Here is a 26,270-nt window from a genome sequence, read left to right as displayed (position 1 = left end):
TTATGAAAAATAAAGAACAAGTCGAAATAGTAACTTATAGCCCAAAGTATCAAAAAAGTTTTAAGGATTTAAATATCGAATGGATTTCAAATTATTTTGTAGTTGAACCTAATGATGTAAAAGCGCTAGATCATGCCGAAGATTATATTATAAATAAAGGTGGAGAAATTTTCTCTGCGGTTTTAAATGATGAAGTTTTAGGCGTTTGCGCTTTAATAAAAAGTGACGAAAAAGAATATGATTATGAATTGGCCAAAATGGCTGTTAGTCCGAAAGCGCAAGGAAAAGGCGTTGGATTATTATTGGCCGAATCGGCAATTAAATGGGCAGCAGATAAAGGCGCTTCTAAAATTTATCTAGAAAGCAATACCAAACTGAAACCTGCTATTACACTGTATGAAAAATTAGGTTTTAAAGCAATAACAGGCATTTCGTCGTCTTACGATAGAGTAGATATTCAAATGATGCTTACGCTGAATTCTTAAATATCCCAAAAAACAAAAACCCCTTAAACAGATATCTGTTTAAGGGGTTTTTGTTTTTTATTATTATTTAAAAATATTTCGAATAACTTTACCAATCTCCACAAAATCGTCGTGACTGCTTACGGCTCTTTTCTCTGTGGTGTTTACTTCTGTTTTGGTAAAAGGATAAATGAGTATGTAATTTTTATTGCTCACTCTATTGTTAAGCAGATCTGGCACATCATGCATTCGTGGCACATAAGAATGCATTCCTTTATCGGCCATCATGATTATCAATCCAACGTCTTGCCCTAGATCAAAAGCAATTTCTTGAGCTTCTTGCCAAGAAGCAATCGTTTCAAATGTAGCTTCAATTGATGCTTTCTTTACAATTCTTTTCAAAATGAGCATGGTTTTGTCTTTTCCGTAGAAACTCATTTTTGCGCCAGAATTGCGTCCGATATTCCAGATTCTTAACATCGAATGAAAAAATCCGGCATCCATTTCTGCATTTTCAGGTATCAGAACAGCATATTTTTTAATTGTCGATACCGGCTGAACGGCATGATAAACCATGAGATTTATATTTTTATTTCGAAGGTAGCCGTTGTACAAATTGTACACAAAAGAAGCCGAAAAACCTTTTCCGCCTTGTAATCCTACAATAAGATCGGTAATTTCTTTTTCTTTAATGACATTACTAATTCCGCTGGCGGTGTCATTATCATGGCGCGTAATCGGATTTAGCATAACATCGGCCGCCGAAGCTGCTTTAACTGCCGATTCTAGAATTTTTTCTGCATTTTTTACCGACGATTCATTTTCTTCTTCATTAATAACATTTACAGCAAAAATACGATCTGTGTTGGTCGATGTTTTCACCATAAGTCCCAGATTTACCATTTTCTCTACGGTATCTTCATGGTTAAGCGCCAAAAGTATATTTTCTTTTTCTTCGCTATTGCCCGATACTTTATTGTCTTTATCTGCGTCTGCTATACGCTGGGCAGTTGCCATAGAAACGAAAGAAGAAACAGTACAAGAGATCAAAATCAGAAGTATGCTGCCATTTAAAACATGATCGTTTAAAAGCCTTATCGGTTCGCCTGCATCATTTTCTCCAATAATAATATTGTATCCAACCATAACAGAAGCCAACGTTGCCGCAGCGGAAGCCGAACTCATTCCAAAAATCAGTTTGCCTTCATCATTTGTAAGTTTAAATGTTTTCTGGGTTAAGATTGCTGCAAAATATTTTCCTCCAATTGAAGCAATGAGCATAATTGCGGCTACCCATAAGGTTTCCCAACTTTGTATAAAAGCACTAAAATCAATAAGCATTCCCACACTTATCAAGAAGAAAGGAATAAAAATGGCATTCCCTACAAACTCTACCCTATTCATTAAAGATGAGGTATGAGGAATCAATCGGTTTAATGCCAGTCCGGCAAAAAATGCTCCAATAATAGATTCAATCCCAGCGAGTTCTGCCAACAGTGCCGCAAGGTAAATCATTACAATAACAAAAAGATATTGCGAAATTTTATCTTCTACATTCTTAAAAAACCAGCGGGCAATTATTGGAAATACTAATAAAACAATCAAAGTAAAAAGAACCATCGAAATGGAAAGCTTCAGCCAAAACGCTGTACCTACTTCTCCTTGCGACATTCCGACTACAACAGCCAAAACAAGAAGAGAAAGAACATCTGTAATCATGGTTCCACCTACGGTTATATTTACAGCAAGATTTTTAGCTATTCCCAGACTGCTGACCATTGGATACACAATTAAAGTATGCGATGAAAACAAACTGGCAAAAAGTACAGAAGTCAGAAATGAAAAGCCTAAAATATAATAACCGCCAACAAGCCCCAAAACAAAAGGAACGGCAAAGGTGTAGAGAGAAAAGGTAATGCTCTTCCATTTATTCTTTTTGAAATCGGCCATATCAATTTCCAATCCAGCTAGAAACATAATATACAGCAATCCTGTTGTACCAGTAACCACAACGCTACTATCCCTTGAAAGCAATCCGAATCCGTTAGGGCCAACAACAGCTCCAGCAATAATAAGCCCTAGCAAATGCGGCACTTTAATTTTATTCAATAAAAGAGGAATGCACAAGATTATGACAATCTCGATAAGAAATTTTAAAAGCGGGTCTTCTATTGGGAGAGTTATATGGTGTATACTCAAAAACATAAATTATTTTTTAGATGGCGTAAGTTCGACTGAGAATTTTGCGGTACAATTGTCTTGTCCAGTTATGGTCTGAGTTCCTTTAATGACATTCTTTTTGATGTCATCCAATACGACATTAATTTTAATATTGCTTTTGGCAGAACTTTCTTTGGCTGAATCGAGTACTATTTTATTAACCAAATATTGTCCTCTAAAAACTCTTTTAATCTCATTATTGCTTAATACATTGGCATACATTCCTGTAGAATCTGATGCAAAGTCCCAGATTTCTGTACGTTGATCCCCAATAACATAGTTGGTGCAATTGGACTCTCTGCATATCATTTTACTGCTCCATTTAATTTTTAGGCTATCTGGCCAAGTCTGAATTTTGGACACAGTATCTTTTATTTGAACAGCCAATTGAAGACTGTCTTTCATCTTCAACAATAATTCATATTCGGCTTCTTTATCGGCAAATTTCTGTTCGCGTTCCAAAAGCGCGTTTTCTCTTTCTGTAAGTTCTTGTTCTTTTTTGTTATTACAGGAAATTAAAAGAGGAATAAAGATTAAAACTAAAAGTTTTTGCAAAGTCATAGCAGTTGAATTTTCTAACCAACAATTTAAGGATAATAATCGGTTTATCATTGTAATGCCTCGAAAAATGCCAATACTAGCATTGTTTTTCATTTGCTGGTTTGTTTTTTTTAATAAAAAAGAAGTATACAAATTGTAACATTTAATATACAAAAGCGTCAAATCTTAAATTAAATTACGGTTCTTTGTAACTTATTACATTCCTGATTAAGATTACTCAATTTCTAAATACAATAATATTGACTCCAAAGAGTTTAGAACTAGGAAGCTAGTCACGAGATTTTTCGTTATGGACAATAAAAAATTTATTTTAAGTTTAAAAAAAGGTAATGAAGCAGCTTTTAAAGAAGTTTACTTCAACTATTACGATAAACTTATAAATATTGCCAAACGATTTAATTCTTCTGTATTTACTCCCGAAGACTTTGTTCAGGAAACTTTCATAAGACTATACAATAAAAGAGAATTGCTTAACGAAGAGGTGCTGTTTGACAAACAGATATTTGTTATCTGCAAGAACATCATTCTCAATCATGTTAACAGAGAAAATAAAATAGTCCAGCTTGACCCTTCTCAAGTTGAAATGATCGATGAAGAAAGTGATTCAGGAATTTTTGAAGAAAGACAAGAAAAACTTCAAAATTTTATTAATCAGCTTCCAGAACAGCAGCAAAAAATATTCACTTTACATAAACTGGAAAACCTTAGCTATAAGGAGATTGCAGAACTAACGGATCTTTCTGAAAAGACCATTGCCAATCATATTTATCTCGCCAGTAAATTTATTCGAAAAAAAATCGAAAACCATTAGGAACTTTTTAGTTCTCGTTTGTTATACTAAAAAACAAGAACTAAAAATGCATATCGAAGCGTATAAAACTAATGTTAAAACAAAGAAAGAGGCAAGTTTACTTCTAGCTCACTTACAGTTTATCATTTCTGATTGTATCATAAATTTTGATCGTCAAGGACGCGAAAACATCCTTAAAATCGAAACTAACCGAGACATTAAAGAAATGGTTTACGGTGTTTTTAATAAACAGGGATTTCATTGTCAAATCATTTAATATCTAGAAAAGATGGATCAGGAAAAATTTGACGAGGAATTTAAAAAGTTATGGGAAGAGTCTCCCCTTTCTCATTCGAACAGCGAAAAAGAAGCTTCTTGGGAACAATTTCATGCCAAAACATTTTCTGAAAAGAAAAGAAAATTTAGGTCTTGGCATATTTATGCTGCGGCTTCGGTTTTACTTTTTGCACTTATTGGAACTGGAATTTATTTCAATAATGACTCTACAAATGAAAATGCTGTTATTGCCGAGACTGTAATTGAAAACCTTACAGCAAAAATAAAATATGTTGTTTTACCAGACAGCTCAAAAGTAGAACTGGGTCCAAATTCTAAAATTTCTTACGGAGCTAATTTTGCTTTAAACAGAAAAATTGAAATTGATGGCGAGGCCTATTTTAATGTAAAAAAAGACAAACAGCATCCTTTTCAGGTTTTTTGTGACGAAACCACAACTACGGTTTTAGGGACTTCTTTTACAGTTAAAGAATCTGAAAACGAACAAGTGACAGTTGAACTTTTTGAAGGAAGCGTTCAAATGAATGTAAAAGGCCAAAGCCAAAAATGGATTTTGAAACCGGGTGATAAATTTACCTACGGAAACCAAACTGTCTCAGTAACAGAATTTAGCCGATTTGTAGATTTTGACAACGAAAAACTATCCGTTATCAGCCAATACATTGAAGAAAACTACGGCTATAAAGTCAATATTCCGAAAGAAAATCTTGATCAGAAAATCACTATCCGAATCAATAAAAGAGAAGATTTAAAAACAATTGTACAATTACTATCCGAAATGTATAACCTAAATTTTGAAATAAATGAAGATTTAAAACAGATCACTTTTCAATAAAAAACAAGAAAGGATGTAAGCCGCGAAACTACACATCCTCCTAATTTTCAGGATAACACGAGGTTATTCCATTTAATAATATTCAAAAATACGAAATTTCATGAAGCATATAATTTCAGCGTGCTTTTTTTTATTCAGTTTATGTATGTCTGCACAGACCGTTACAGTAACTGTAGATCAAAATGTAACTTTAAAAGAATTCTTCAAACAGATAGAAAGTCAAACCGATTTTAAATTTGCTTTTACCGATCAGATAGATACCAATAAAAAGTATTTTAACAAAAAAAGCACTTTTAAAAATGTCGAAGTTGACAAAATTATTACTGAATTAAATCTAACTTCATCTGTACAATTTTCTATAGTGGGCAACAATATTTTTGTAAAGCAGAAAGCGCAAACTCCGAAACCTGCCAAAAAAAAAAGCAAGCTAACCGGTCAAGTTTATGATGACGAAAGACAGCCTGTAATTGGTGCCAATATTTATATTAAAGAATTGGAGACTGGCGTTGTAACAGATGCTAACGGAAAATACAATATTGATGTCCCAAACGGAAGTTATACCGTTCAGGTGAGTTATGTTGGATTTAAAAATGAAGAAAAACGTGTTTCTGTTTCAGACGACACCAAAGTGAACTTCAACATAGATGCTGACAGCCAGCAACTGGGAGAAGTTATTGTCACGAACAATAAAGCGGTCGATATTAAAACTACTCAAATGAGTGTGAATAAACTTTCGATGCAGGAAATCAAAAAAATTCCTGTTGCAATGGGAGAGCCTGATCCGTTAAAATCAATTTTGACTTTGCCAGGAGTTACCAATGCAGGAGAAGCTTCTTCGGGTTTTAATGTTCGTGGAGGTGCTGCTGATCAGAATTTGATTCTTTTGGATGGCGCGCCTGTTTACGCAGATTCACACATGTTTGGGTTCTTTTCTATTTTCAATGCTGATATTGTTAATGGTTTAGATTTATATAAAGGAGGAATTCCGTCGAAATTTGGAGGACGCGTTTCTTCTGTTTTAGATGTTACGCAACAGACTGGAGATTTTGAAGAATACAAAGTAAACGGAGGAATCGGAATTATCTCAAGCCGATTATTGGTTCAAGGTCCATTGCAAAAAGAAAAAGGTTCGTTTATCCTTTCCGGGCGAGCTTCGTATGCGCATTTGTTCATGAAACTGGCAGATAATAACAACTCTGCCATGTTTTATGATTTGAATGCCAAATTAAATTATCGTTTTAATGCTAAGAACTCGCTGTCTTTTTCTGGTTATTTCGGAAATGATTTATTTGATATCAGCGATCGTTTTGCCAGCACTTACGGAAGCACAATGGGTATTTTGAGCTGGAAACATAAATTTTCTGACCGCTTAAATAGCAATTTATCTACCTTCTACAGTGATTATAGATTTAATCTAGAAATTCCGGTTGAAAGTTTTAAATGGGATAGCAATATTGCGAGTTACGGATTGAAATATAATTGGAATTTCCAGCAGTCAGAAAAATTCAAAATCAATTATGGTATTGATGGTTTGTATTACAATTTCAACCCTGGAGTTGTACAGCCAACTAGTTTAGATTCGCAGTTTAATTATATGCAGCTGGATAAAAAGTATGCTTTAGAAGCTTCTGCTTTTGTTGATTTTGAAAATCAGATTACTGAGAAACTGAATTTCCGTTACGGAGTTCGTTACAGCATGTTTTATCGTTTAGGAGATGAAACCATCAGCACTTACGAAAACGGTCAAGCGGTAGTATATAATACGTTGTACAAAATTTATGAGGAAGGAACACCAAACGGAAGCATTTCGTACGGAAAAGGAAAAACCATCAGCAAGTTCAATAATTTTGAACCTCGAGCTGCCTTGTCTTATGCTTTTAATGACGAAACTTCTATAAAAGCGAGCTACAACAGAATGGCGCAATACATTCATATTTTATCAAACACACAGTCTCCTTTGCCAATGAGCATCTGGACACCAAGCGGCCCTTTTACAAAACCTCAGCTTTTGGATCAGTATGCGATGGGGTATTTTAGAAACTTCAAAGATGGAGATTACTCTTTAGAAACCGAGTTATTTTATAAAAATGTACAAAATCGTATTGATTATATTGACGGAGCTGATGTTTTGGCTAACAACAATATTGAGCAGGTTATTTTAAACGGAAAAGCCAGATCGTATGGAATGGAATTATTATTCAGAAAAAACACTGGAGTTTTCACTGGATGGATTTCGTATACATTATCTAGAGCAGAACAAAAAACTCCTGGAAGAACTCCCGAAGAACCGGGAATTGCAAATGGCGACTGGTATTTGTCTGGTTACGACAAACTGCATAATTTGAGTATTGTGGGAAGTTATGAACTGAATCCGAAATGGTCTTTTAATGGAAATTTCACTTTACAGTCAGGTCAGCCGGTAACATACGCAAATGGATATTACGAAATGGGAGGCATTCATATTCCGAATTATTCTTTGAGAAATGAAAACCGTTTGCCACTATTCCACCACTTAGATGTTGCCGCAACGTACACGCCAAAACCAGATAAAAAGAAAGGCTGGCAGAGCTATTGGGTATTTAGCCTTTACAATATTTACAACAGAAAAAATGCGGCTTCTATGAGTTTTACAACCAATGAAGACACTGGAGCAAATGAAACCAGAAGACTTTCTATTTTCGGAATCGTACCTGGGGTTTCTTATAATTTTAAATTTTAATGCGATGAATAAATTGAAAAAATATACAATAATGAATAGAGCGCTGGCATTAATAAGTCTTCTTTTTGTTTTTTCTTTTGCTTCTTGCGAAGATGTGGTAAATCTGGATCTGGAAACTGGCGAAACCAAATTGGTTATTGATGCCGAAATTATCTGGAAAAAAGGAACTGACGGAAAAGAACAAACTATAAAAATCAGTAAAACGGCTCCTTATTACAGCGGTTCTACTCCAAAAGTATCGGGCGCGCAGGTGCGCGTAGAAAACAGCAACGGAGATGTTTTTACCTTTAACGAAACCGAAGCTGGAGTTTACAAATGCACTAATTTTGTTCCTGTACTTGATATGGAATATAAGTTATTTATTAATGCTGAAGGACAGAGTTTTACTGCGGTTGAAAAACTGACCTCTGCAACTCCAATCAATAAAATTGAACAAAAAATTGTTCCTGATTTTGGCGGGGAAGATGCAATCGAATTGACTTTTTATTATAACGATCCAGCTGATCAGGTTAATTTTTATGTAACCGATTATCAAAGTGAATTCTTGATTTATCCAGAATACGAGATTACAAATGATGAGTTTTACAACGGAAACGAAATCAGCACAAGATATTCTCATGAAGATATGAAACCTGGAAATACGGTAAAAATTACTCACAGAGGCGTTTCTAAAAACTTCTTCAATTACTGGAAACTAATTTTAGAAGCTTCAAGTTCAAATCCGTTTCTTGTTCCTCCAGGAAATATTAGAGGAAACATTATAAATACTTCTGATGCTAATAATTTTGCATTTGGTTATTTCAGACTTTGCGAAGCCGATCAAGTTGATTATTTAGTGAAATAATTTTTTATATGTCGCTCCTCTGGAGCTTTTTGATACTTGCTTCTGTATTTGCTATAAATATTTTGCTCCGCTGGAGCAGTTTCACAAAACAAAAAGGCCGACTATTTTAAGTCGGCCTTTTTGTTTTTCTAGTCTACTTTATTTATTTGATACACAAAATTCAACTTTGGCTTTTCTCCAAAATAAGCCACTTCTTCTTCGGCTACTTTTTCGGCTCCTACTCTCGAAATTGCAATTTGTGATCTGATATTTTCTGAGCCAATATGAAATTTCACTTTTGAAACAAATTGAAAAAGGTAATCCAGCATTATTTTTTTTACGCTTTGGTTCACACCTTTTCCCCAACACGAAACCGCATAAAAAGTATAGCCGATGAAAATGCTATCCTCTTCTTGATTGAAATCGTAAAATCGCGTACTTCCGATAAACTCTCCTGTTTCTTTACTTATAATTTTAAAAGCGCCTTTGCTTTTCATGGCTCCTTCAAAGAAATTCTCAAAGACTTCTTTTTTCCATCGGTCTTTATTTGGATGCTGTTCCCAAATTTTAGGATCAGAAGCTACTTTGTACAAAGCTTCGAAATCTTTTTCTTCTAAAGGAGACAAAATGCAAAGATCATTTTCTAAAACGGGCTGTAAATTAAAATTCATATTTTTTGTTGTTATAATACTAATTCCTCAAAAATAGGTTCTTGCAAAAGTGATGCATACAAAGATTCTATAGATTTTTTGGAACCATGTATCTGCCATTCTAAAACCACATGATCTAAACTACGACGCTGTGTAATCAGTTTTGATTTTACGCCACTAGCAGAAAAAAGTTCTTTGCATCTTTCGAGACCATCGTCCGAACGTTTAAAAGTTATTCGAAGCGTTTTATGTTCGTTGATGAGGTCAATTTTATCTTGAAGAAATGTAAGCACCGTAAGAATTGAAAGAATCATCAAAGCCGCGCAAGCCGATGCAAAATAATAACCCGCTCCTACCCCCATGCTCACCGCAGCAACCGACCATATCGTTGCCGCTGTCGTAATACCTGTAACATGGCTGTCTGATCTAAAAATCACTCCTGCGCAAAGAAAACCTAAACCGGTTACAATATTAGATGCTATTCTATCAGGGTTTCCTGCTCCGCCAATCCATTCAGACATAAAGGTAAAGAAACAAGCTCCTACAGAAATCATTATTGTGGTGCGAAGACCAGCCGCTTTTCCGCTATATTCTCTTTCGGCACCAATTAAAGCTCCCCAAAATGCTGCTAAAAGCAATCTTATGACAATTTCTAGTTCCATTGAAGTCTTCTATTTTTTCAAATAAAATTAAGGAAAAAACATAAAAAAAACCTCCAAAATCAAAATGACTTTGAAGGTTTTTCTACTTGGTCGATCTTTACTTATATTCTACTTCTTTTTGCTTGTACCAGTCTTTCATCACATAAAAAGCTTTCTTTTTAATTCCCTGATCTGAGATTAATCCTTTACGATTGAAGAAATCCTGAATATTTGGCAACTGTCTTCTTGGCGATCTGAAGTCAACTAGAATCCAAGGAGAAACTCCTGCTAATCCCTCAATGCGATTGAACATTTGTGTGTTTTGAATGTATAATTCTTCCTGATATTCTTCGTTCCAGCGTTCTTTTTTATCTCCGTGACGGCCTTGTAAAGCTTCACCTCCGAATTCGCTAATGATAACAGGTTTGTTGTACGGTATTACCCATTGCATGTCTTTGCAAGATTCGTTTGTTCCTCTGTACCAGCCCAAATATTGGTTGAAACTAACAATGTCTACATATTCATTCATATTATCATGAAGCGTATTGATATTATTGGAGCTTGAAGTAACTTCCATCGCCATACTGATCAAACGAGAATTGTCTTGCGTACGCGCATATTTCGCCAATTTGCTCAAGAAAGCATCTCGGTCATCGCCGTGTGGCGTTTCATTGGCAATTGACCAAATCACGATTCCACAACGGTTTTTATCTCTATAAATCATATCGTGCAACTGACGCTCGGCATTAGCGTATGTATTTGGATTTGTCCACGAAATAGTCCAATAAACCGGAACTTCAGACCAAATCATTAATCCCATTTTTTCAGCTTCTTTGACCATATTTTCGTTATGCGGATAATGCGCCAGACGAACATAATTACAGCCCAATTCTTTTGCCCAATTCAACAAAGTTATAGCATCATCTTGAGACCAAGCTCTTCCAGATCTGAAAGGCGCTTCTTCGTGAATACTGATACCGCGTAAAAAGACTTTTTTTCCGTTTAGCAGAATTTCTTTTCCTTTTGTTTCGATAGTTCTAAAACCAATTTGATCGGCGATATTTTCATCTGCTTTAGAAATGGTTACATCATATAATTTTGGTTTTTCAGGCGTCCATAAAACTGGATTGGCTTTAATTTCAAAATAGGCGATTCCTTTTGCATCGGTCGTAACGCTCTTTTTGGTTTTTAATTCTGGAATTGAAACCGAAACAGACTGATTTGCTGATTCGCTATTTAGTTTTATCCAGCCCGAAATTTTTCCTTTTTCTTTTTTATCCAATTGAACCAAATAATCTTCGATATACGTATTCGGAACCTGAGCCAGAGTTACGTCTCTTGTGATGCCACCGTAATTCCACCAATCCATATTTACCGTTGGAACATTATCTTTGTGGCGTTTGTTATCGACTTTTACTACTACGAAATTGTTTCCATCGACTAATAAATTGGTTACATCAAAATTGAAAGGCGTATAACCGCCAATATGTGTTCCTGCCAATTTTCCGTTTACATAAACTTTCGCATCATAATTGACTGCCCCGAAATGAAGAATGCCTTTAGTTTTTGCATCTTTTTTATAATTGAAATCTTTCTGAAACCAAACCGTTCCTTCATAAAAAAACAATCTTTGATCTTTCGAATTCCAATCAGACGGAATATCCATTACTGCTGAGGTCGCAAAATTATATTCGCTCAGTTCTGTGGTGTTCCATTTTTTATTCTCAAAAAATCCGTTGTCTTTAAAAGGCTCTAAACGGTAATTAAAATATCCATTTTCCAGCGGATCTACGATATAACTCCATTTTCCGTTTAAAGTAATATTGTTTCGCGAAGAAATATTGGATACCAACGGAATTTCCTGCGCTACTGTTTTTCCAATTAACAGAAAAATACAGCACAGCATTATTATCTTTTTCATAGTTAAAATCATTTTGGTTTTTGAAGGTCTTTAGTTAGTAAAATATGAAGGTTATAAAGTTAAAAAGTTTCTCAAATTCACTAGTAAACAAACATTCCAGATTACTGAAAAATAACCCATCAAATACTTATCAGTTTTATGTTATGAGGCGTATTTATTCGTTTTTCATTGTTTATTTGTACTAAAATCAGATATTCTCAATATGTCGCTCCGCTGGAGCTTTTTGACTTTGAGGGTCTAAATTATGCTACAAATATTTTGCTCCGCTGGAGCACTTCATAAAGACTCAGAACTTTTTGATATTAATTTTTAGTTTATATTTAATCTTTAAAAGATTTATCCTTTTTCATTAAACATGGAACAATTAGAAAACATAATAAAACACGTTTCAACTAAAAATAAAAGAAACCTTTTTACCTTTTTAACAGGTGCTGGAATTTCTTCTGAAAGCGGAATTCCGACCTATAGAGGTGTTGATGGCATTTGGATTAAGGGAACGAAATTTCATAAACCTGAAGAGTTTGGAACTTTTAAATACTTCAAAGAAAATCCTGAGGAAGTTTGGCAATATTCATTGTTTAGAAAGAAAATGTTCGAAAATGCAAAACCAAATGCAAGTCATCACGAATTGGTTGAAATTGAAAATATTTTAAAAGACAGATTTCATCTGATTACTCAAAATATAGACAACTTACACCGATTAAGCGGAACAGAAAGAATTTTCGAAATTCATGGAAATAATAGACAAATAAAGTGCTCAAACGGTTGCAAAGAAATCATAAATCTACCAGAAGAAATAAAAGGAAAAGAGATTGACGAAGATTTAACTGAAAAAGAAATAGAACTTTTAAAATGCAAAAGTTGTGGAAGTTGGATGAGACCAAATATTTTATGGTTTGATGAATACTACGATGAACAAACAAATAAAAAATTCAGTTCCTTGAAAATTGCTAAAAATTCTGGAGTACTTTTTATTCTAGGAACTTCTGGTGCAACAAACTTACCAGTTGCAATTGCAGAAACCACTTTAAAATATGGCGGAACTATTGTTGACATCAATATAGAAGACAATCAGTTTACAGCTTTAATAAAAGATAAAAAGAATAAAATCATCATTCGAAAAACATCTACTGAAGCTTTAAAATTGATTAAAGAAATGATTAGAAGCGTTCATTTGGCTTAAAAAAATAATGCTCGATTAAATGAAAAATTAACTAGGTAAAAATGACGACAACTGAAACATTTAATATAAAATTAGCGGAATTAAAATCTCAAATAATTGAAGTCCAAAAAAACAAAAATACTTCTGGTGTTCTACTTTATAAAGATTATCTGTCAAAAATGTATGAGTGGTATGTTGCATTAGGAATTGAAGAAAAATGGCTAATTAACATTTATAAAACAAAAGACGGACATAATTTATTTCATTTGCTAGCTCCAGAATTCAACAACGATTTAATTGATTTAGAAGATTTTAGAATTAATTATCTTAACGACGTAACTATTTTAAATAGTAAATATCGAGGCTTTGAGTATATATATGTTTACCTATACATTTACTGGCAAATATTTAAAAACTCACCACGTTTTGAAAAATATCAAAATCTTCCTGATCCCTATGAACCTGTTATAAAAATTCTATTAAGAGGGAATCATGTCTATAAAGGAGAAATGTCGACAATTGAAGTTGATAATCTATCTATCAAAAGACAAACCGATTTTCGTCTACCCTCATTAGATTATGATTTTTTAGAATATATAGATGAAATATGCATAAGAAGCGGAAGTGGAGGAATTCCTAATCAAGAAAAAACAAATCAGTTGTGGGAAGACTTCAAAAAGTTAAGGAAAATAAGTTAGAGCACGCAATTTGATATATCCTTCGAAAATTGTTAAAATAAAAAAGCAACACCTAATTAAAAATATTCCTGTTGCTTTTTTTATCTTCATCTTGTTATCACTGAAAAATTAGATATCTAATTGTATGAGAAAATGATTGCTGTGTTTTTTTATATAATTGCCATTATTTTTCTCAAGAAACTCTATTAAATAGTTAACAGCTTCATCATGTTTTATTTCAATCTCAATAGTATCTTGACTATTAATACTATAAATATCAAAACTATCAAGAGGTAGATTATAGTTTTTTAATAGCAAAAAAAAAGTCTTCTGAATTAAAACGCTCCCTCATTTTAATATTGTATAGAACCTCATCCCAATCAAGAGCAACTTCTTCTTTTTTTGGAAAAATTATTTCGTTATCTCCATATTCTGAATAAAACTCATATATATGAGTAAATTCATATTCCATTGTCTTTGTGTTTATTTTTAATGGTCCTGAACTTGATACTAAATTTAGTCTTTCGTCTTTATATGGATTGCTATACCCTTTGGGCTTAAAAAAAACAAAAACAAAATCATTAAAATCTACTATTTCAACTATTTCAAGATCATCTCCTAAAATCTCATTAATAAAATCTTCCATAATTATTTATTTCAAAATATTTGAGTTTCTGTGTCTGCAATCTAAATAAAAAAAGCCATTTCAATTAAGAAATGGCTTCTGATTCTTTTATCAATCCCAAAATTTTCCCGTAAGCAATAGCTGCTTTATGAACTTGAACTGTCCAATCTTCGGCGGCATTATCATCGGCTCCATCAGAAATATATTTTAAGCTTAAAAATGGAATATTTTCCTTCATGGCAATCATGGCTAAAGCGTAAGCTTCCATATCAACAACATTATAAGCGTCTGAACGATGCTCCATTTCGAAATTATCTCCTGTTCCGCAGATTCCTTCTTGAAGATTGTCCATTAATAAACCATATTCTAAAACTGGCGGTAAACCAGAAAGAGGCGTTTCGTACAATGCAAAACCTAAACCGCGAACGTCCATATCTCTTTGAACAAATTTAGTGCAGCAAATCACATCTCCTTTTTGAAAACTACTGCTTCCTGCCGACCCTAGATTTATAATTACAGATGGCTTTTTATTTTGGATCGCTTTTATCAACTCATAAGCTGCATTTACTTTTCCTATTCCAGTAAATAAGACATTGTGGCCTTTAAAAACTTTCGCTGCTTCAGATTCGAGAGCAAAACAGAATAATATATCTTCAACAGCAAAAGATGCCGTTTGGTTAATTTGTATCATGTGTAACTTATTTTCGGTTTACAAAAATACGCTTTAAAATTTATGCCGCTGTAACCTAAACTTAAAATCAAAAAAAGACGTTAAAGTCTGTTTTCTCTATTGGATTTTATGATATAAAAAATACATTTGCTAAAACCAGTAAAAAATTTAAAACCAGAAAGAGTAACTGCATGGATAATGAAAAATTTATTTTCTGCCTTGAAGGCGTTAAAGATATAGACGATCATACGCCAACACATGTGGTAAAATGTCTGGAAGAATTGGCTATTGATCAAGGTATTTCGAGCATTCATAAAACTTGCGACACGATTGAAGGCTTAGAAGAAAGCTTGAATATTTTGCTTTACGAAGATCATAATTTCAAAGATTATGAAATTATTTATCTGGCAATGCCAGGTCAGGAAAACAATATCTGCCTTCACGATTATTATTACAGCATTGAAGAAATTGCAGAATTGTTTGAAGGAAAAATGAAAGGCAAAATTATTCATTTTGCGAATCTTAAAGTTTTAGATTTAAACGAAGAAGAAGCGCAATATTTCTTAGATATTACTGGTGCTAGGGCTATTTCTGGCTATGGTTCGACTTATAATAAAATTGCCAGCTGCAGTACAATTGACAAGGCGTTTTTTAGTCTATATCAGGAAAACGACAATTTGATTGAAGTGGTCGAAGATCTTTATGCCAAACATTACAATCTCTGCAAACTGCTTGATTTTAGATTATACTATTAAAAATGAAAAAGAATCAGGCAGAGAAAATAAAAACCTATGGGCCAAAAGGATTTCGAGAGAAGTTTTTAGGAGAAGATAACCCTATTCATTTGCTTTTCAAATCGAATTCTGATCATTTTTTCTGTCTTGAAATCGAAGAAATGATGCAGATGCAGCATCCTGTTCCGCCTTCTAAGCATTCTTGCCATACTTTAATTTTTATTTCTTCTGGTCAGCATGTTATGAAATTGGGTTATCAGGAATATGTTACAACCGATAACGAAATGATTGTGGTTCCGGCTGGTCAGATTTTTTCGCTTGATAATATCAATAATATTCATAAAGGTTATATCTGCCAGTTTCATCCTGATATTTTGATTCGGAAATATGGCAGTCGTGAGTTGTTGAATGATTTTGATTTTTTAAAGATTTCTGGAAATCCGAAAATCAAACTGGCTCCCGAAGATATTGACCCGATTACAAATATTCTGGAACGATTGAAAAAGGAATATTCAGAAACCACCATTGCAGATTTGAATATTGTGCAGTCTTATTTGATTACGCTATTTTATGAGATGAATAAAAATGCTATAAAAACTGTGAAAAATATCTCAGCTGCCGAAGCCATTACAGCAAAATTCAAGGAACTGATTCACGATCATATAAAAACCCAGCATCAGGTAAATTACTATTCTTCTTTACTAAATGTCACTCCAAACCATTTGAACAAATGCGTTAAGACCATAACAGGAAAATCTGCTGTTAAATGGATTGACGAAAACATATTGCTCGAAGCTAAATATTTGCTCTTTCAAACTACGCTTTCTGTAGGTGAAATTGCAACACAAGTAGGCTTTGAAGACCAATCTTATTTTAGCCGTTTTTTCAAAAAAACGGAAGGAATCTCTCCAATTCGATACCGAAAATTGATTGATAAGTCCCAATTATTGATTAGAGAATCCTAACAAATATGTAGATGTTTTTCAGAAATTTGCTTCTTCAAAAATGCAAACTATGATTTATGTTTTTAAAACTTCCGTTGATAATCAGACCAAATTCGAATCGGCTTCTGCATTACTAAATCAATTATTACCAGAATCTCAATGGAATTTCGACCTTGAAGATTGCGATAATATCTTAAGAGTGGATAGCGAATTGAATGTTACAGCGTTACTTCAAAACAATCCTGTGTTCGATTGTACCGAATTAGAATAACCCCCTACATGCCTTTTAAATTTAATTATGGAATCAAAATTATACCAAAACAGAACTTTTGAAGCGATTGATTACTCGGATCAAAGTTTGGCCAATACCGAATTTGTAAACTGCGAATTCATTAACTGCAACTTTTCTAAAAGCGATTTGAGCCATAATGATTTCATGGATTCTACTTTTAAAAACTGCAATCTTTCTTTGGCAACTTTGCGAAATACAGGATTGAAAAACATCAAATTCATTGGATGCAAATTGATGGGATTGGACTTTAGCGCCTGCAATAGTTTTTTGTTTTCGATGAATTTTGAAGATTGCGTTTTGGACTATTCAACCTTTATTTATAAAAAATTGAAGAAGACCAATTTTACTGATTGTTCCTTAAAAGAAACTGATTTCTCGAACACCGATTTATCTTTAGCTGTTTTTAAAAATTGCGATCTTTCTGGTGCCACTTTCGTGGAAAGCATTCTAGAAAAAACCGATTTTAGAAGTTCCAGAAATTATTCATTTGATCCATCAGAAAATAAGATTAAAGGAACAAAGGTTTCTCACACAGCTCTTGCAGGTTTATTAGAAAAATTTGATTTATCTATTGAGTAATTGTTAGTTTTCAGTCTCAGTCTCAGTTTTCAGCTCCCCCCATGACTGAAGATTGTGACTGAAGACTGGGACCGCGACTGAAGACTAAAAAAGCGGGATTACAAAGTAAATTGTATCCCGCTTTTTCTATTTAATCAACCACGATTTTTTATTTTAACCAACGAGGATCGCCGATATTATTATCAATAATTGTTTGGTTTTGAACTTTAAAGTTCCCTGTTGCAGCATCAACAAACTGAGGATTTAATGAAGTTCCAGCACTATCTGATTTCAAAGGAGCTGTTGGAGCCGCAGCATTAAGTGTTGTTGCAATGTAATAATTATTATTTGCAAATGTTGGAGCTACTGTAGCTGCTTGATTTGCATATCTAGCAATTGTCTCCGCAAATAATGAATTACGCACTGTTGTAGCATTACCCACAAAACGAATGTATAATATTTGATAACCTCCAGCCGAAGTCGTATTTGTAACTTTATACAACGTACAACCATCTATTAAAACATTACTTATTAGACCTGTTCCTGTTCCCGTAGCAGCATCTAATCTAATAAATGCTCTAGCTGCTGCACAACTATTAAATGTACTTTTTGTTAAAACAATACTCGAAACAATACTAGTTCTGAAATCAATAAATTCTCCAGTAGAAGCTGTATCGATATTCGTCATTACAGAGTTTTCTACAGTAATAGATTCAATTTTGGCCGCAACACCTGTTGCTGTATTAGTAAATGAACCTTGATAATCATGTATTGTACAACCACTAACTAGTAATTTTCCGTAATTGCCATTTTGGTTGTACTTTACAATATCTGTTTGTGTGTTTTTACCATCTAATTCTAAATCTATTAAACTTAAAGCAGATGCTCCAGAATTTAAAGTAAATCTAACGCTCAGTTTTGGTTTATTTGCAACACGCAAACCTCTTATCGTAATTGGCTTGTTTAAAATAATTTCTCCCGTATAAACATTGTAATCTCCAGGCATTAATACTAAAACAGCATTTGCTTCAGCAGCTGCAATTTTCGCATTTAAATCATCTTCTGGTTTAACCAAAATACCAGTTCCAATATCGATTCCTGTTTTGAAAGTTACATTACCTCTTTTCTTTGTTCCATTATACAAAGTCGCCGCATAATCAGTTTCGCCGGTTAAGCCTGTTATAGTAGCAACACCAGCTGCTTTTTCGTCAGCAGTAATTGTATGTGTAATATTACCTGGCATAACCGTAATGTGTGTAACGGCGCTATTTGGAGTCCATCTCAAAGTTACCTTAGTAGCATCTATATCTGCATCTTGCACTGGAAAGAAAATTTGCTCTGACAAAGTAGTTGCAGTAGTTACAGACCATTTAGAATCTTCTAGCCCTGTAGCACTAACTGCCTTAACTCTGATAGAATAAACAGTTTCTCCTTCTAATGCTACTTGAACAGGGAGTTCTGTTGGCGCTACATTTACAGTTTTAAAAATTGTTGTAAAATTTGGATCATCAGCACTAAATTCTACTACATAATGATCTGGATTTTCTTCTTTTTTAACAGTCCAGTTTAATTCTACTGTAGTTGAATTTCTAATTTTAGCTGTAAGTCCAAGTGGAGAGAATTCTCTACTTACATCCAAATTTTCAATCACGGCCTCATTAAAAGTCTCACAACTAGAAAAAGTAAGCATGAGTGCTAATGTGGCAATTAATCCTTTTACTATATATTTTGTTTTCATAATAATACTTTATTAATTTTCACCAAGTTATTAATACCCATAATCATTAGTCAATTTTCCGTTACTTCCATCAAGGAATACTTGCCAGATTGGCCAGAATTGTCTATTGTCTGGATTAACTCCAGGTTTATATAAAGTACTGATCTTAGTTTCGGTTGCAGCACCTGTCCATGTCCATGCAAATTGTGTCCAGTCTGCACCTGGATTAGTCGTTTCCCCACGATTAAGTCCGTAAATATTTAAACTTACATTATCTGCTTGGTATTTATAATATAATGTTGCAGGAACATCTGAATAATCACCTGTGCGATCAGCAAGCTGTCTCATTTTTACTTTGGCTTCATCTAATTTTACCTTCAATAAATTCCAACGAATAAGAGCTTGTTTACGTTCCATTTCACCTGTAAACTCATATTTATTCTCGTTAACAAGAGCATTAAACATCGCTTCTTTAGAAGTCAGCCCATTTACATAGTTTTCTACTTTTTCTGTTTGTACTGCAGTTGGGAATGCTCTTCTTCTAATTTCTTTTAGATAAGGTGCAGCTGCTGCTGGCCCTTCTAATTCATTAGCTGCTTCTGCTGCAATCAAAAGAACTTCTGCGTATCGCATATAAATTTTATTTACACCATCATCATTATCCGAAGTAACAAAACGCGTCATCCATTCGTAACGGTATTTTCCAAAATACCATGTATTTAAGGCTCCTAATTCTTGTTTTGCAATATTATTTACTGCTGTACCATATTTATAAGGGACACAAGTTACATCTCTTCTTGTATCTGCTTGATCGTAATCGTAAAATACTGTAGGAAGAGGACCAGCAGTTCCACCACGATTTGGACCATTACTATGAAACTGGTCTTCTGTTGTATGACGTACTGCGAATGTAAATAACATACGACCTCTACCATCTGCAAATGGAAGTTCCCAAAGAGACTCACCTCCTGCATTAATTTTTTCTTGGTTATAGTTTTTCCAAAAAGTTTCAAATGAAGATTCTAGATGCGCCTTTCCACTTGCAATAACAGAACGAGATTCTGCTAAAGCTAATGCATACATATTTCCTACAGACAATTCAGGATCTGTGCTTCTTCTAATACCATCAGGATATTGTTGATAACCGCTGGCTGCCATTGCTAAACGAGCACGAAATCCTTTTACAAATGCCTTATTAATTCTTTCTACGGTACTTGTTGCTGTGCTTTCACCTGGCCAAGGAACTAATGTAGATGCCTCTGCTAAATCAGCAAGAAGTTGTTTGTAGATAATATCTCTACTGCTTTTCTCAACATAAAGTGTTGCATTGTTTACTGGTTCAAATCTAGCAGGAACATCTCCCCAAGCTTTAATCAAGTCGGCATAATAAATAGCTCTTAACGTTAAAGCCTCTCCAAGCAAATATCCTAACTGTGAACCAGGTGTTGGATTACCATAAGTACGCAAACCTCTGATGGCAATATTTGCACGCTCAATACCAGAATACATCATTGCCCAAGCATTGTTTGTCGTATTCATCTGAGAGTTGTTAGTTTTGGCATCATAAGTGCATAAATCTGATGCATCACTAACTGTTTGTGAAGAATTATACCATTCTGTATCTGTATTTAATCCGTAAAAAGGAAGAAAACGGCCTCTATAAGAGTTAGTTTCTGCAAACGGAATTTTAATCCCGTCAATTGCTCCTTCAGCTAATCCTGGACTAGAAAAAATAACTGATTCGTCTAATGTTGATTTTGCTGGAGCATCTAAGTAATCTTCTGAGCAGGAAGTAAAAAGGCTTACCAGTGCAATTCCTGCAATTAATATTTTATGTTTCATCTTGTGAAAATTTTACTGAATTAGAAATTAAGGTTTAAACCAAATATCAACTGTCTGCTTCTTGGATAAGCTGAATAATCAACTCCTGGTGTAAGCGGCGTGTTTCTTCTTGTTGAAACTTCAGGATCTGGACCTGAATATTTAGTCCAAACAAAAACATTACTAGCTGTAAGGTAAAACCTCAATTTAGAAACCCCTAATGCAGAGGTTAAAGCTTCTGGTGTAGTGTAACCTAAACTTAAAGTATTAAGCCTTAAGAAAGACCCATCTTCAACAGCCCAGTCACTGAAAACATAACGCGGCATATAAGGAGACCACATTGTAGTATTTGCATTTAAAGCTGTTAAAGCTGCGGGATCTGTTACTAATTGTCCAGTATTAGGATCAAGATTTGTCCATCTTGTTCCATCTGCCATTTCAGAATTTAAATTTCTATATTGTCCATTTGGAACTGAAGTAGCAAATTCAACTTTATTAGCATTATAGATATCATTACCAATACTATAATTAAATGCTGCCGAAAGATCAAAACCATAAGCATTTCCATTCAGAACAAAACCTCCTGTAGTTTTAGGATTAGCATTTCCGATAACAGTAAGATCATTAGCATTCACTTTACCGTCACCATCAATATCCTTTAATTTCATAGCGCCAGGTTTCATTGGTCCAACAATTGTAGTCCCATCTGCCACTTCTGCTTTTAAAGTGTATGCTCCTGCATTATAATCAAAGTCTGAAACTTCGTAGCGCCCATCACTTTTATATCCGTACATAATACCAATTGGCTGTCCTACGTTTACTAAATAGTCATTTCCGATGGCTGTAGAAGCCCATCCCGAAGCCCATCCAAAATTGTTCATCACGCCAAGTGAATTAATTCTATTAGTGTTAAATCCTGCATTGAAAGATAAGCTTAATCCGTATTTAGCTTTTTCAATTAGGTTAAGGTTTAAAGTAGCTTCAACTCCACTGTTTTGAACTTCACCCATATTTCTGTATTGAGAATCATAACCTCCTCCCGAAATTGGGAAATTGATCAATAAATCTTTCGTGATGTTTTTATAAAACTCCACAGATCCTGTTACTTTATTTTTAAACAAGTCAAAATCTAAACCTATATTTTGTGTTACAGTAGTTTCCCACTTCAAATCTGGGTTAGCCATAATTTTAGAAGATGCCCAATAATTATTAACGCCATTAATCCAAGTAGAATTTGTAGAAACAAAGCTTTGAACCATCTGTCCTGTTGGAATATTGTTGTTACCCGCTTCACCGTAGCTTACTCTTAGTTTAAGCAAATTAATCCATGTTGCATTTTTCATAAACTCTTCCCCTGATATTTTCCAAGCTGCCGCTGCCGCAGGGAAGAATCCCCATTTATTACCTTCAGAAAATTTACTAGATCCATCCGCTCTATATGTCGCTGTAAATAAATAACGATCTTTATAGTCATAATTTACACGTCCAAAGAAAGAAAGTAATTTATCATCTGGATAGTAGAAATTATCAACTGAAACTGGAGTTCCTTGTGTGGTTAATTTTTTCGCATCATCTAAATCAAAAGATAATGGAAATCCGTGAATAGTATTTGTCAAATCGTTTCTTTTAAAATCGATAGACTCTTCACCAAGAAGAAATTTTAAAGAATGGTCCTCCCCAACTATTTTTTTCATGTCATAGTTAAGCGTGTTTGCATTTCTAAAACGTGTATCTTTTCTATCTCCCATTATCATCGCTGGCATTCCTTGTCTTTCTGCTGCTGGAGTGTTTTTCACGTAATAAGTTGTACGTCCATAGTAACGATAATCTTGATAGTTATAGTTATCTAAACCTAATTCTGTCTTGAAAACTAAATCTGGAGTGAATTTCCATGAAAAACTCCCTAACATGTTGAAATTTTTTCTAAACTGCTGACGGTTGTTGTCTGTAATAGCCACAAAAGGATGTGTTAAATTATCAGAAACTGCCTCATCTGTATCATCTGTTGTCAAACCTGGAACTGGAATTGGGGCATATCCTACAACATTTTTTAAACGAGAATCTGCTGAAGAAGCTTCGTTTTGTTCATTCATACCTGCACCATTAATTTCTGTATCAGAATAACGCATCGTGAAACTTAAATCAATTTTATCAGAAGCTTTGCTATTTAATGCAAGAGATAAATTGTTTCTATTAAAATCCGATCCCAACATAATTGCTTTTTCATCATAATGCGCATAATTGAAGTTATAATTCATTTTTTCACTTCCACCACGAATAGATAAGTCACGGCTCTGCACTTCTCCGGTACGTCCAAAAACTTGCTTTTGCCAATTGTTTCCTTTCATGCCTTTGTACATATCATAATCCTGCCACGCTCCAAAATATTTTTCGTAAGAGCTTACATCAGTATTATCTTTAAGCATCGCATATTCGTACTGCCATTTTACATAGTCTTCTGGAGATGCAACACCGATAGTATTAGCCATTTTTTTCATTCCATAGAACATATTAAAGTTTACAGCAATTTTACCATCTTTACCTTTTTTAGTAGTTACAATAACAACTCCATAAGCTCCTCTAGAACCATAGATTGCAGTAGATGATGCATCTTTTAATATCGTCATAGTGTCAATATCAGAAGAAGAAATATCATTAATATTGTTTACCGGAAATCCATCTACAATATACAATGGAGATGCATCTTGCGTTAATGAACCATTTCCTCGAATTCTAATTTGCACATTTGAATCTGGTGATCCTTCGGAAGAAGTTACTTGAACCCCCGCAACACGTCCCGTTAAAGCTTCTGCTACGTTTGGAACTGGAATTTTACGTGCCTCGCTTCCAGAAAACGTAGCAACTGCACCAGTCAAATCAGATTTCTTAGAAGTTCCATATCCAATTACAACAACTTCATTTAAATTATTAGAATCTTCAGACATCGTTGCATTTACTTTCGATTTTCCATCTGCAGAAATGTCAATACTTTTAAATCCGATGAAAGAAAAACTTAAAACCGCTTTTGGATTGGTTAGTTTTATTTTGTAATGCCCGTCAAAATCGGTAGAAGTTCCGTTCTTAGTTCCTTTTTCTAAGACGTTTACCCCAGGAAGAGAAAGTCCCGCAGCATCCTTCACGGTTCCCTCAATCGTTGTGCCCTGTGCGTGTACTTGACTGCCGATCAATAAGCACAGTAAGAAAACAAGTTTAAAGCAAAAATTTGCTCCTTTGTTTAATAGTTCTTTAAAGTTCATGGTTGATTGTTTAAGTTATTAAAAGTTTTTTCTTTTTGGTTTAAGTGGTTTTTTGTGGTTACTTTCAATTCATTTTATAGTTAATATTTGTGGTTTTTATTTAACAGTAATTTATTTACCTCCTCTCCAAAGCTTTATTCCTGCTCTGTTTTCCATCTTACAACTTAATCGATTTCGAAGGTTAAAAATAAAGTTGTAATCGATTACACAAACATAGATATTTTTTTAAAACGAAAAATAAAATTTCATAAAAATTTCATAAAAAAAATTACATATTAAAAATTATATCGGTTTTTTCTATTACATATATAATTTATCCCGATTTAAAATATTAAATATATTTTTATTAATTGTCCGTTTGATTCGATTTTTATAAAAAAAACAATCGATTACATCAATAACTATTACGAAATTATTAGGTGTTGTTTTTACACTTAAAAAGTTAAAGTAGTGCTAAAAAAAATGAAGAGATTTCCTTTATATTCTAAAATTTACAACGATTTTACCTATAAATAAGACCCCCGAGACAATAGAAAAAGTAATTTTGACCATAAGTTCATATCCTTATAAGCATAAAAAAAGCCCTTAAACAAAAGTTAAGGGCTTAAAAAAATTAAATTCTGAGTGCTTAAATGCGCTGCAACTGCAATTGCTTTTGATGTAACCTCATCAATACGAATGTGATGACCATTCCGATAACCGACATTACTACCCCGATAAGATTAGGAGAAGAATAGCTGAATCCTGCCGCCAAAGGCAATCCGCCAAGAAAAGCACCTAAAGCATTTCCAATATTAAAACTTCCTTGAAGAGAAGCCGAAGCAATCATCTCTGCTCCTTTTGCTGTACGAATCATCAACATTTGGATTGGCGCAATCACTGAGAATGAAATAGCCCCCGTTAAGAAAGTCAGAAATAAAGATATGTATTGATTGAACGAGAAGAAATAAACCAAAACCAAATCGGTAGACATAACAAGCAATAAAGCTAAAGTGGTTGGAGCTGGCGAGAAACGATCTGCCAATTTACCTCCCACGAAGTTACCCACTACCATTCCTAATCCTGCTAAAATCAAGATTGATGAAACATCTTCTGGCGAAAACTTTGATACATTAATTAAAAGAGGCGCGATATAACTGATCCAAGCAAACAAACCTCCAAAACCAATTGCTGTAATTCCGATAATTAACCAGGCCTCTGTTTTCTTAAAAAACTGAAGCTGCGTTTTCATGTTTACGCTTTCTCCTTTTTCAAGATTTGGCATCCATAAATAAATTGCCAGAAAGGTTAGCAATCCAACAATAGCGATCAATACAAATGTATAACGCCAAATAAAATGATGACCAATATAAGTTCCGATCGGTACACCTATTAAGTTTGCAATCGTCAAACCGGCAAACATAATTGAGATTGCCTGCGCTTCTTTTCCTTTATCTGCCAAACGGCTTGCAACTACCGCTCCCACTCCAAAGAATGCTCCGTGTGGCAAACCAGAAAGAAAACGGGATGCAAATAAAATAGTATAATCGGGAGCAATAATAGACAATGAGTTAAATACTGCCAGCATCAAAGCCAAAATTAATAGCATTTTTTTAGGCGCATAATTTCTTCCTGCGATTACTAATAAAGGTGCTCCAATAACAACTCCAAGTGCATAAGCCGAAATTAAATATCCAGCAACCGGAATCGAAACTTTCATATCTGAAGCAATATCTGGGAGTAATCCCATCATTACAAATTCTGTAATTCCAATAGTTAACCCTCCTAAAGAGAGTGCAATGAGACTTTTTTTCATTTTGATTATTGTAGAAAGGAATAGATTTCTACGACGCAAAATTAACACCGTTAAGCGAATTAAAAATTGTATATTTGTGACATAAAATTGTATAATT

23 protein-coding genes are annotated in these 26,270 nt (G+C 34.0%); 12 read left to right on the top strand and 11 right to left on the bottom strand.

Annotated features, from left to right (window positions below):
- Positions 1-2: 2 nt before the first annotated feature.
- Positions 3-485 carry a GNAT family N-acetyltransferase gene (locus RB618_RS11390; protein ID WP_308068830.1) on the top strand — a complete coding sequence of 161 codons (483 nt, stop codon included), beginning with the start codon at positions 3-5 and terminating at the stop codon, positions 483-485.
- A gap of 63 nt (positions 486-548) precedes the next feature.
- On the opposite strand, the gene RB618_RS11385 is transcribed toward RB618_RS11390, so the two are convergent.
- Both RB618_RS11385 and RB618_RS11380 read right to left on the bottom strand, forming a co-directional pair.
- Entirely contained in the window at positions 549-2,669 is a 2,121-nt protein-coding gene (locus RB618_RS11385) for a cation:proton antiporter (protein ID WP_308068829.1), read from the bottom strand.
- A gap of 3 nt (positions 2,670-2,672) precedes the next feature.
- A complete protein-coding gene (locus tag RB618_RS11380) occupies positions 2,673-3,338 on the bottom strand; it encodes a hypothetical protein (RefSeq protein ID WP_308068828.1) in 666 nt (221 codons plus the stop codon).
- Positions 3,339-3,534: 196 nt separating this feature from the next.
- Between RB618_RS11380 and RB618_RS11375 the strand changes: the two genes are divergently transcribed.
- The 5 genes from RB618_RS11375 (at position 3,535) to RB618_RS11355 (ending at position 8,730) form a co-directional block, all read left to right on the top strand.
- A complete protein-coding gene (locus RB618_RS11375) occupies positions 3,535-4,056 on the top strand; it encodes a sigma-70 family RNA polymerase sigma factor (protein WP_308068827.1) in 522 nt (173 codons plus the stop codon).
- Positions 4,057-4,102: 46 nt separating this feature from the next.
- Positions 4,103-4,312, top strand: coding sequence for a hypothetical protein (locus RB618_RS11370; protein WP_308068826.1), 210 nt, complete (start codon positions 4,103-4,105; stop codon positions 4,310-4,312).
- Between the two features lie 12 nt (positions 4,313-4,324).
- Positions 4,325-5,167 carry a FecR family protein gene (locus RB618_RS11365; RefSeq protein WP_308068825.1) on the top strand — a complete coding sequence of 281 codons (843 nt, stop codon included), beginning with the start codon at positions 4,325-4,327 and terminating at the stop codon, positions 5,165-5,167.
- A gap of 100 nt (positions 5,168-5,267) precedes the next feature.
- The gene (locus tag RB618_RS11360) at positions 5,268-7,886 is read left to right on the top strand and encodes a TonB-dependent receptor (protein WP_308068824.1); all 2,619 of its coding nucleotides are present in this window, start codon (positions 5,268-5,270) and stop codon (positions 7,884-7,886) included.
- Positions 7,887-7,890: 4 nt separating this feature from the next.
- Entirely contained in the window at positions 7,891-8,730 is an 840-nt protein-coding gene (locus RB618_RS11355) for a DUF4249 domain-containing protein (RefSeq protein WP_308068823.1), read from the top strand.
- 128 nt (positions 8,731-8,858) lie between these two features.
- Here RB618_RS11355 and RB618_RS11350 read toward each other — a convergent pair whose 3' ends face one another.
- From RB618_RS11350 to RB618_RS11340, 3 genes are all read right to left on the bottom strand, one after another.
- Positions 8,859-9,380: a GNAT family N-acetyltransferase gene (locus tag RB618_RS11350; protein ID WP_308068822.1), complete on the bottom strand. Its 522-nt coding sequence runs from the start codon at positions 9,378-9,380 to the stop codon at positions 8,859-8,861.
- Positions 9,381-9,391: 11 nt separating this feature from the next.
- The gene (locus RB618_RS11345; protein WP_308068821.1) at positions 9,392-10,021 is read right to left on the bottom strand and encodes an MgtC/SapB family protein; all 630 of its coding nucleotides are present in this window, start codon (positions 10,019-10,021) and stop codon (positions 9,392-9,394) included.
- 97 nt (positions 10,022-10,118) lie between these two features.
- On the bottom strand, positions 10,119-11,921 hold the full coding sequence (locus RB618_RS11340) for a glycoside hydrolase family 2 TIM barrel-domain containing protein (RefSeq protein WP_308068820.1): 1,803 nt from the start codon (positions 11,919-11,921) through the stop codon (positions 10,119-10,121).
- 355 nt (positions 11,922-12,276) lie between these two features.
- On the opposite strand from RB618_RS11340, the gene RB618_RS11335 reads away from it, so the two are divergent.
- Together RB618_RS11335 and RB618_RS11330 are read left to right on the top strand one after the other, a co-directional pair.
- On the top strand, positions 12,277-13,104 hold the full coding sequence (locus tag RB618_RS11335; RefSeq protein ID WP_308068819.1) for a Sir2 family NAD-dependent protein deacetylase: 828 nt from the start codon (positions 12,277-12,279) through the stop codon (positions 13,102-13,104).
- Positions 13,105-13,145: 41 nt separating this feature from the next.
- Positions 13,146-13,781, top strand: coding sequence for a hypothetical protein (locus RB618_RS11330; RefSeq protein ID WP_308068818.1), 636 nt, complete (start codon positions 13,146-13,148; stop codon positions 13,779-13,781).
- A 277-nt stretch (positions 13,782-14,058) separates the two neighbouring features.
- Here RB618_RS11330 and RB618_RS11325 read toward each other — a convergent pair whose 3' ends face one another.
- A complete protein-coding gene (locus RB618_RS11325) occupies positions 14,059-14,406 on the bottom strand; it encodes a hypothetical protein (protein ID WP_308068817.1) in 348 nt (115 codons plus the stop codon).
- A 64-nt stretch (positions 14,407-14,470) separates the two neighbouring features.
- Positions 14,471-15,076 carry a nucleosidase gene (locus tag RB618_RS11320; protein WP_308068816.1) on the bottom strand — a complete coding sequence of 202 codons (606 nt, stop codon included), beginning with the start codon at positions 15,074-15,076 and terminating at the stop codon, positions 14,471-14,473.
- Between the two features lie 170 nt (positions 15,077-15,246).
- Here RB618_RS11320 and RB618_RS11315 point away from each other — a divergent pair, with 170 nt between their 5' ends.
- Genes RB618_RS11315 through RB618_RS11300 form a run of 4 tightly spaced genes read left to right on the top strand, consistent with a single transcriptional unit; the run spans position 15,247 to position 17,604 of the window.
- A complete protein-coding gene (locus RB618_RS11315; RefSeq protein ID WP_111380078.1) occupies positions 15,247-15,810 on the top strand; it encodes a DUF6642 family protein in 564 nt (187 codons plus the stop codon).
- Positions 15,811-15,812: 2 nt separating this feature from the next.
- Positions 15,813-16,754 carry a helix-turn-helix domain-containing protein gene (locus tag RB618_RS11310; RefSeq protein WP_308068815.1) on the top strand — a complete coding sequence of 314 codons (942 nt, stop codon included), beginning with the start codon at positions 15,813-15,815 and terminating at the stop codon, positions 16,752-16,754.
- Positions 16,755-16,794: 40 nt separating this feature from the next.
- Positions 16,795-17,004, top strand: coding sequence for a hypothetical protein (locus RB618_RS11305; RefSeq protein ID WP_308068814.1), 210 nt, complete (start codon positions 16,795-16,797; stop codon positions 17,002-17,004).
- A 27-nt stretch (positions 17,005-17,031) separates the two neighbouring features.
- Entirely contained in the window at positions 17,032-17,604 is a 573-nt protein-coding gene (locus RB618_RS11300; RefSeq protein ID WP_308068813.1) for a pentapeptide repeat-containing protein, read from the top strand.
- A gap of 148 nt (positions 17,605-17,752) precedes the next feature.
- Here RB618_RS11300 and RB618_RS11295 read toward each other — a convergent pair whose 3' ends face one another.
- The 4 genes from RB618_RS11295 to RB618_RS11280 form a co-directional block, all read right to left on the bottom strand.
- Positions 17,753-19,321 (bottom strand): DUF5123 domain-containing protein, encoded by a 1,569-nt coding sequence (locus RB618_RS11295; RefSeq protein ID WP_308068812.1) that lies wholly within the window; start codon positions 19,319-19,321, stop codon positions 17,753-17,755.
- Between the two features lie 30 nt (positions 19,322-19,351).
- Entirely contained in the window at positions 19,352-21,142 is a 1,791-nt protein-coding gene (locus tag RB618_RS11290) for a RagB/SusD family nutrient uptake outer membrane protein (RefSeq protein WP_308068811.1), read from the bottom strand.
- 20 nt (positions 21,143-21,162) lie between these two features.
- Positions 21,163-24,378, bottom strand: a complete 3,216-nt coding sequence (locus RB618_RS11285) for a TonB-dependent receptor (RefSeq protein WP_308068810.1) — start codon at positions 24,376-24,378, stop codon at positions 21,163-21,165.
- Positions 24,379-25,006: 628 nt separating this feature from the next.
- A complete protein-coding gene (locus RB618_RS11280; RefSeq protein WP_308068809.1) occupies positions 25,007-26,173 on the bottom strand; it encodes an MFS transporter in 1,167 nt (388 codons plus the stop codon).
- Positions 26,174-26,270 lie beyond the last annotated feature (97 nt).

The organism is Flavobacterium sp. LHD-85 (assembly GCF_030929595.1).
Taxonomy (GTDB): domain Bacteria; phylum Bacteroidota; class Bacteroidia; order Flavobacteriales; family Flavobacteriaceae; genus Flavobacterium.
This window is presented reverse-complemented; position numbering and strand designations above follow the sequence as displayed.

Excerpts from the sequence above, each read along its gene's own strand:
- RB618_RS11390 (WP_308068830.1), top strand. The coding sequence starts at position 3 with ATGAAAAATAAAGAACAAGTCGAAATAGTAACTTATAGCCCAAAGTAT.
- RB618_RS11385 (WP_308068829.1), bottom strand. The coding sequence starts at position 2,669 with ATGTTTTTGAGTATACACCATATAACTCTCCCAATAGAAGACCCGCTT.
- RB618_RS11380 (WP_308068828.1), bottom strand. The coding sequence starts at position 3,338 with ATGAAAAACAATGCTAGTATTGGCATTTTTCGAGGCATTACAATGATA.
- RB618_RS11375 (WP_308068827.1), top strand. The coding sequence starts at position 3,535 with ATGGACAATAAAAAATTTATTTTAAGTTTAAAAAAAGGTAATGAAGCA.
- RB618_RS11370 (WP_308068826.1), top strand. The coding sequence starts at position 4,103 with ATGCATATCGAAGCGTATAAAACTAATGTTAAAACAAAGAAAGAGGCA.
- RB618_RS11365 (WP_308068825.1), top strand. The coding sequence starts at position 4,325 with ATGGATCAGGAAAAATTTGACGAGGAATTTAAAAAGTTATGGGAAGAG.
- RB618_RS11360 (WP_308068824.1), top strand. The coding sequence starts at position 5,268 with ATGAAGCATATAATTTCAGCGTGCTTTTTTTTATTCAGTTTATGTATG.
- RB618_RS11355 (WP_308068823.1), top strand. The coding sequence starts at position 7,891 with ATGAATAAATTGAAAAAATATACAATAATGAATAGAGCGCTGGCATTA.
- RB618_RS11350 (WP_308068822.1), bottom strand. The coding sequence starts at position 9,380 with ATGAATTTTAATTTACAGCCCGTTTTAGAAAATGATCTTTGCATTTTG.
- RB618_RS11345 (WP_308068821.1), bottom strand. The coding sequence starts at position 10,021 with ATGGAACTAGAAATTGTCATAAGATTGCTTTTAGCAGCATTTTGGGGA.
- RB618_RS11340 (WP_308068820.1), bottom strand. The coding sequence starts at position 11,921 with ATGAAAAAGATAATAATGCTGTGCTGTATTTTTCTGTTAATTGGAAAA.
- RB618_RS11335 (WP_308068819.1), top strand. The coding sequence starts at position 12,277 with ATGGAACAATTAGAAAACATAATAAAACACGTTTCAACTAAAAATAAA.
- RB618_RS11330 (WP_308068818.1), top strand. The coding sequence starts at position 13,146 with ATGACGACAACTGAAACATTTAATATAAAATTAGCGGAATTAAAATCT.
- RB618_RS11325 (WP_308068817.1), bottom strand. The coding sequence starts at position 14,406 with ATGGAAGATTTTATTAATGAGATTTTAGGAGATGATCTTGAAATAGTT.
- RB618_RS11320 (WP_308068816.1), bottom strand. The coding sequence starts at position 15,076 with ATGATACAAATTAACCAAACGGCATCTTTTGCTGTTGAAGATATATTA.
- RB618_RS11315 (WP_111380078.1), top strand. The coding sequence starts at position 15,247 with ATGGATAATGAAAAATTTATTTTCTGCCTTGAAGGCGTTAAAGATATA.
- RB618_RS11310 (WP_308068815.1), top strand. The coding sequence starts at position 15,813 with ATGAAAAAGAATCAGGCAGAGAAAATAAAAACCTATGGGCCAAAAGGA.
- RB618_RS11305 (WP_308068814.1), top strand. The coding sequence starts at position 16,795 with ATGCAAACTATGATTTATGTTTTTAAAACTTCCGTTGATAATCAGACC.
- RB618_RS11300 (WP_308068813.1), top strand. The coding sequence starts at position 17,032 with ATGGAATCAAAATTATACCAAAACAGAACTTTTGAAGCGATTGATTAC.
- RB618_RS11295 (WP_308068812.1), bottom strand. The coding sequence starts at position 19,321 with ATGAAAACAAAATATATAGTAAAAGGATTAATTGCCACATTAGCACTC.
- RB618_RS11290 (WP_308068811.1), bottom strand. The coding sequence starts at position 21,142 with ATGAAACATAAAATATTAATTGCAGGAATTGCACTGGTAAGCCTTTTT.
- RB618_RS11285 (WP_308068810.1), bottom strand. The coding sequence starts at position 24,378 with ATGAACTTTAAAGAACTATTAAACAAAGGAGCAAATTTTTGCTTTAAA.
- RB618_RS11280 (WP_308068809.1), bottom strand. The coding sequence starts at position 26,173 with ATGAAAAAAAGTCTCATTGCACTCTCTTTAGGAGGGTTAACTATTGGA.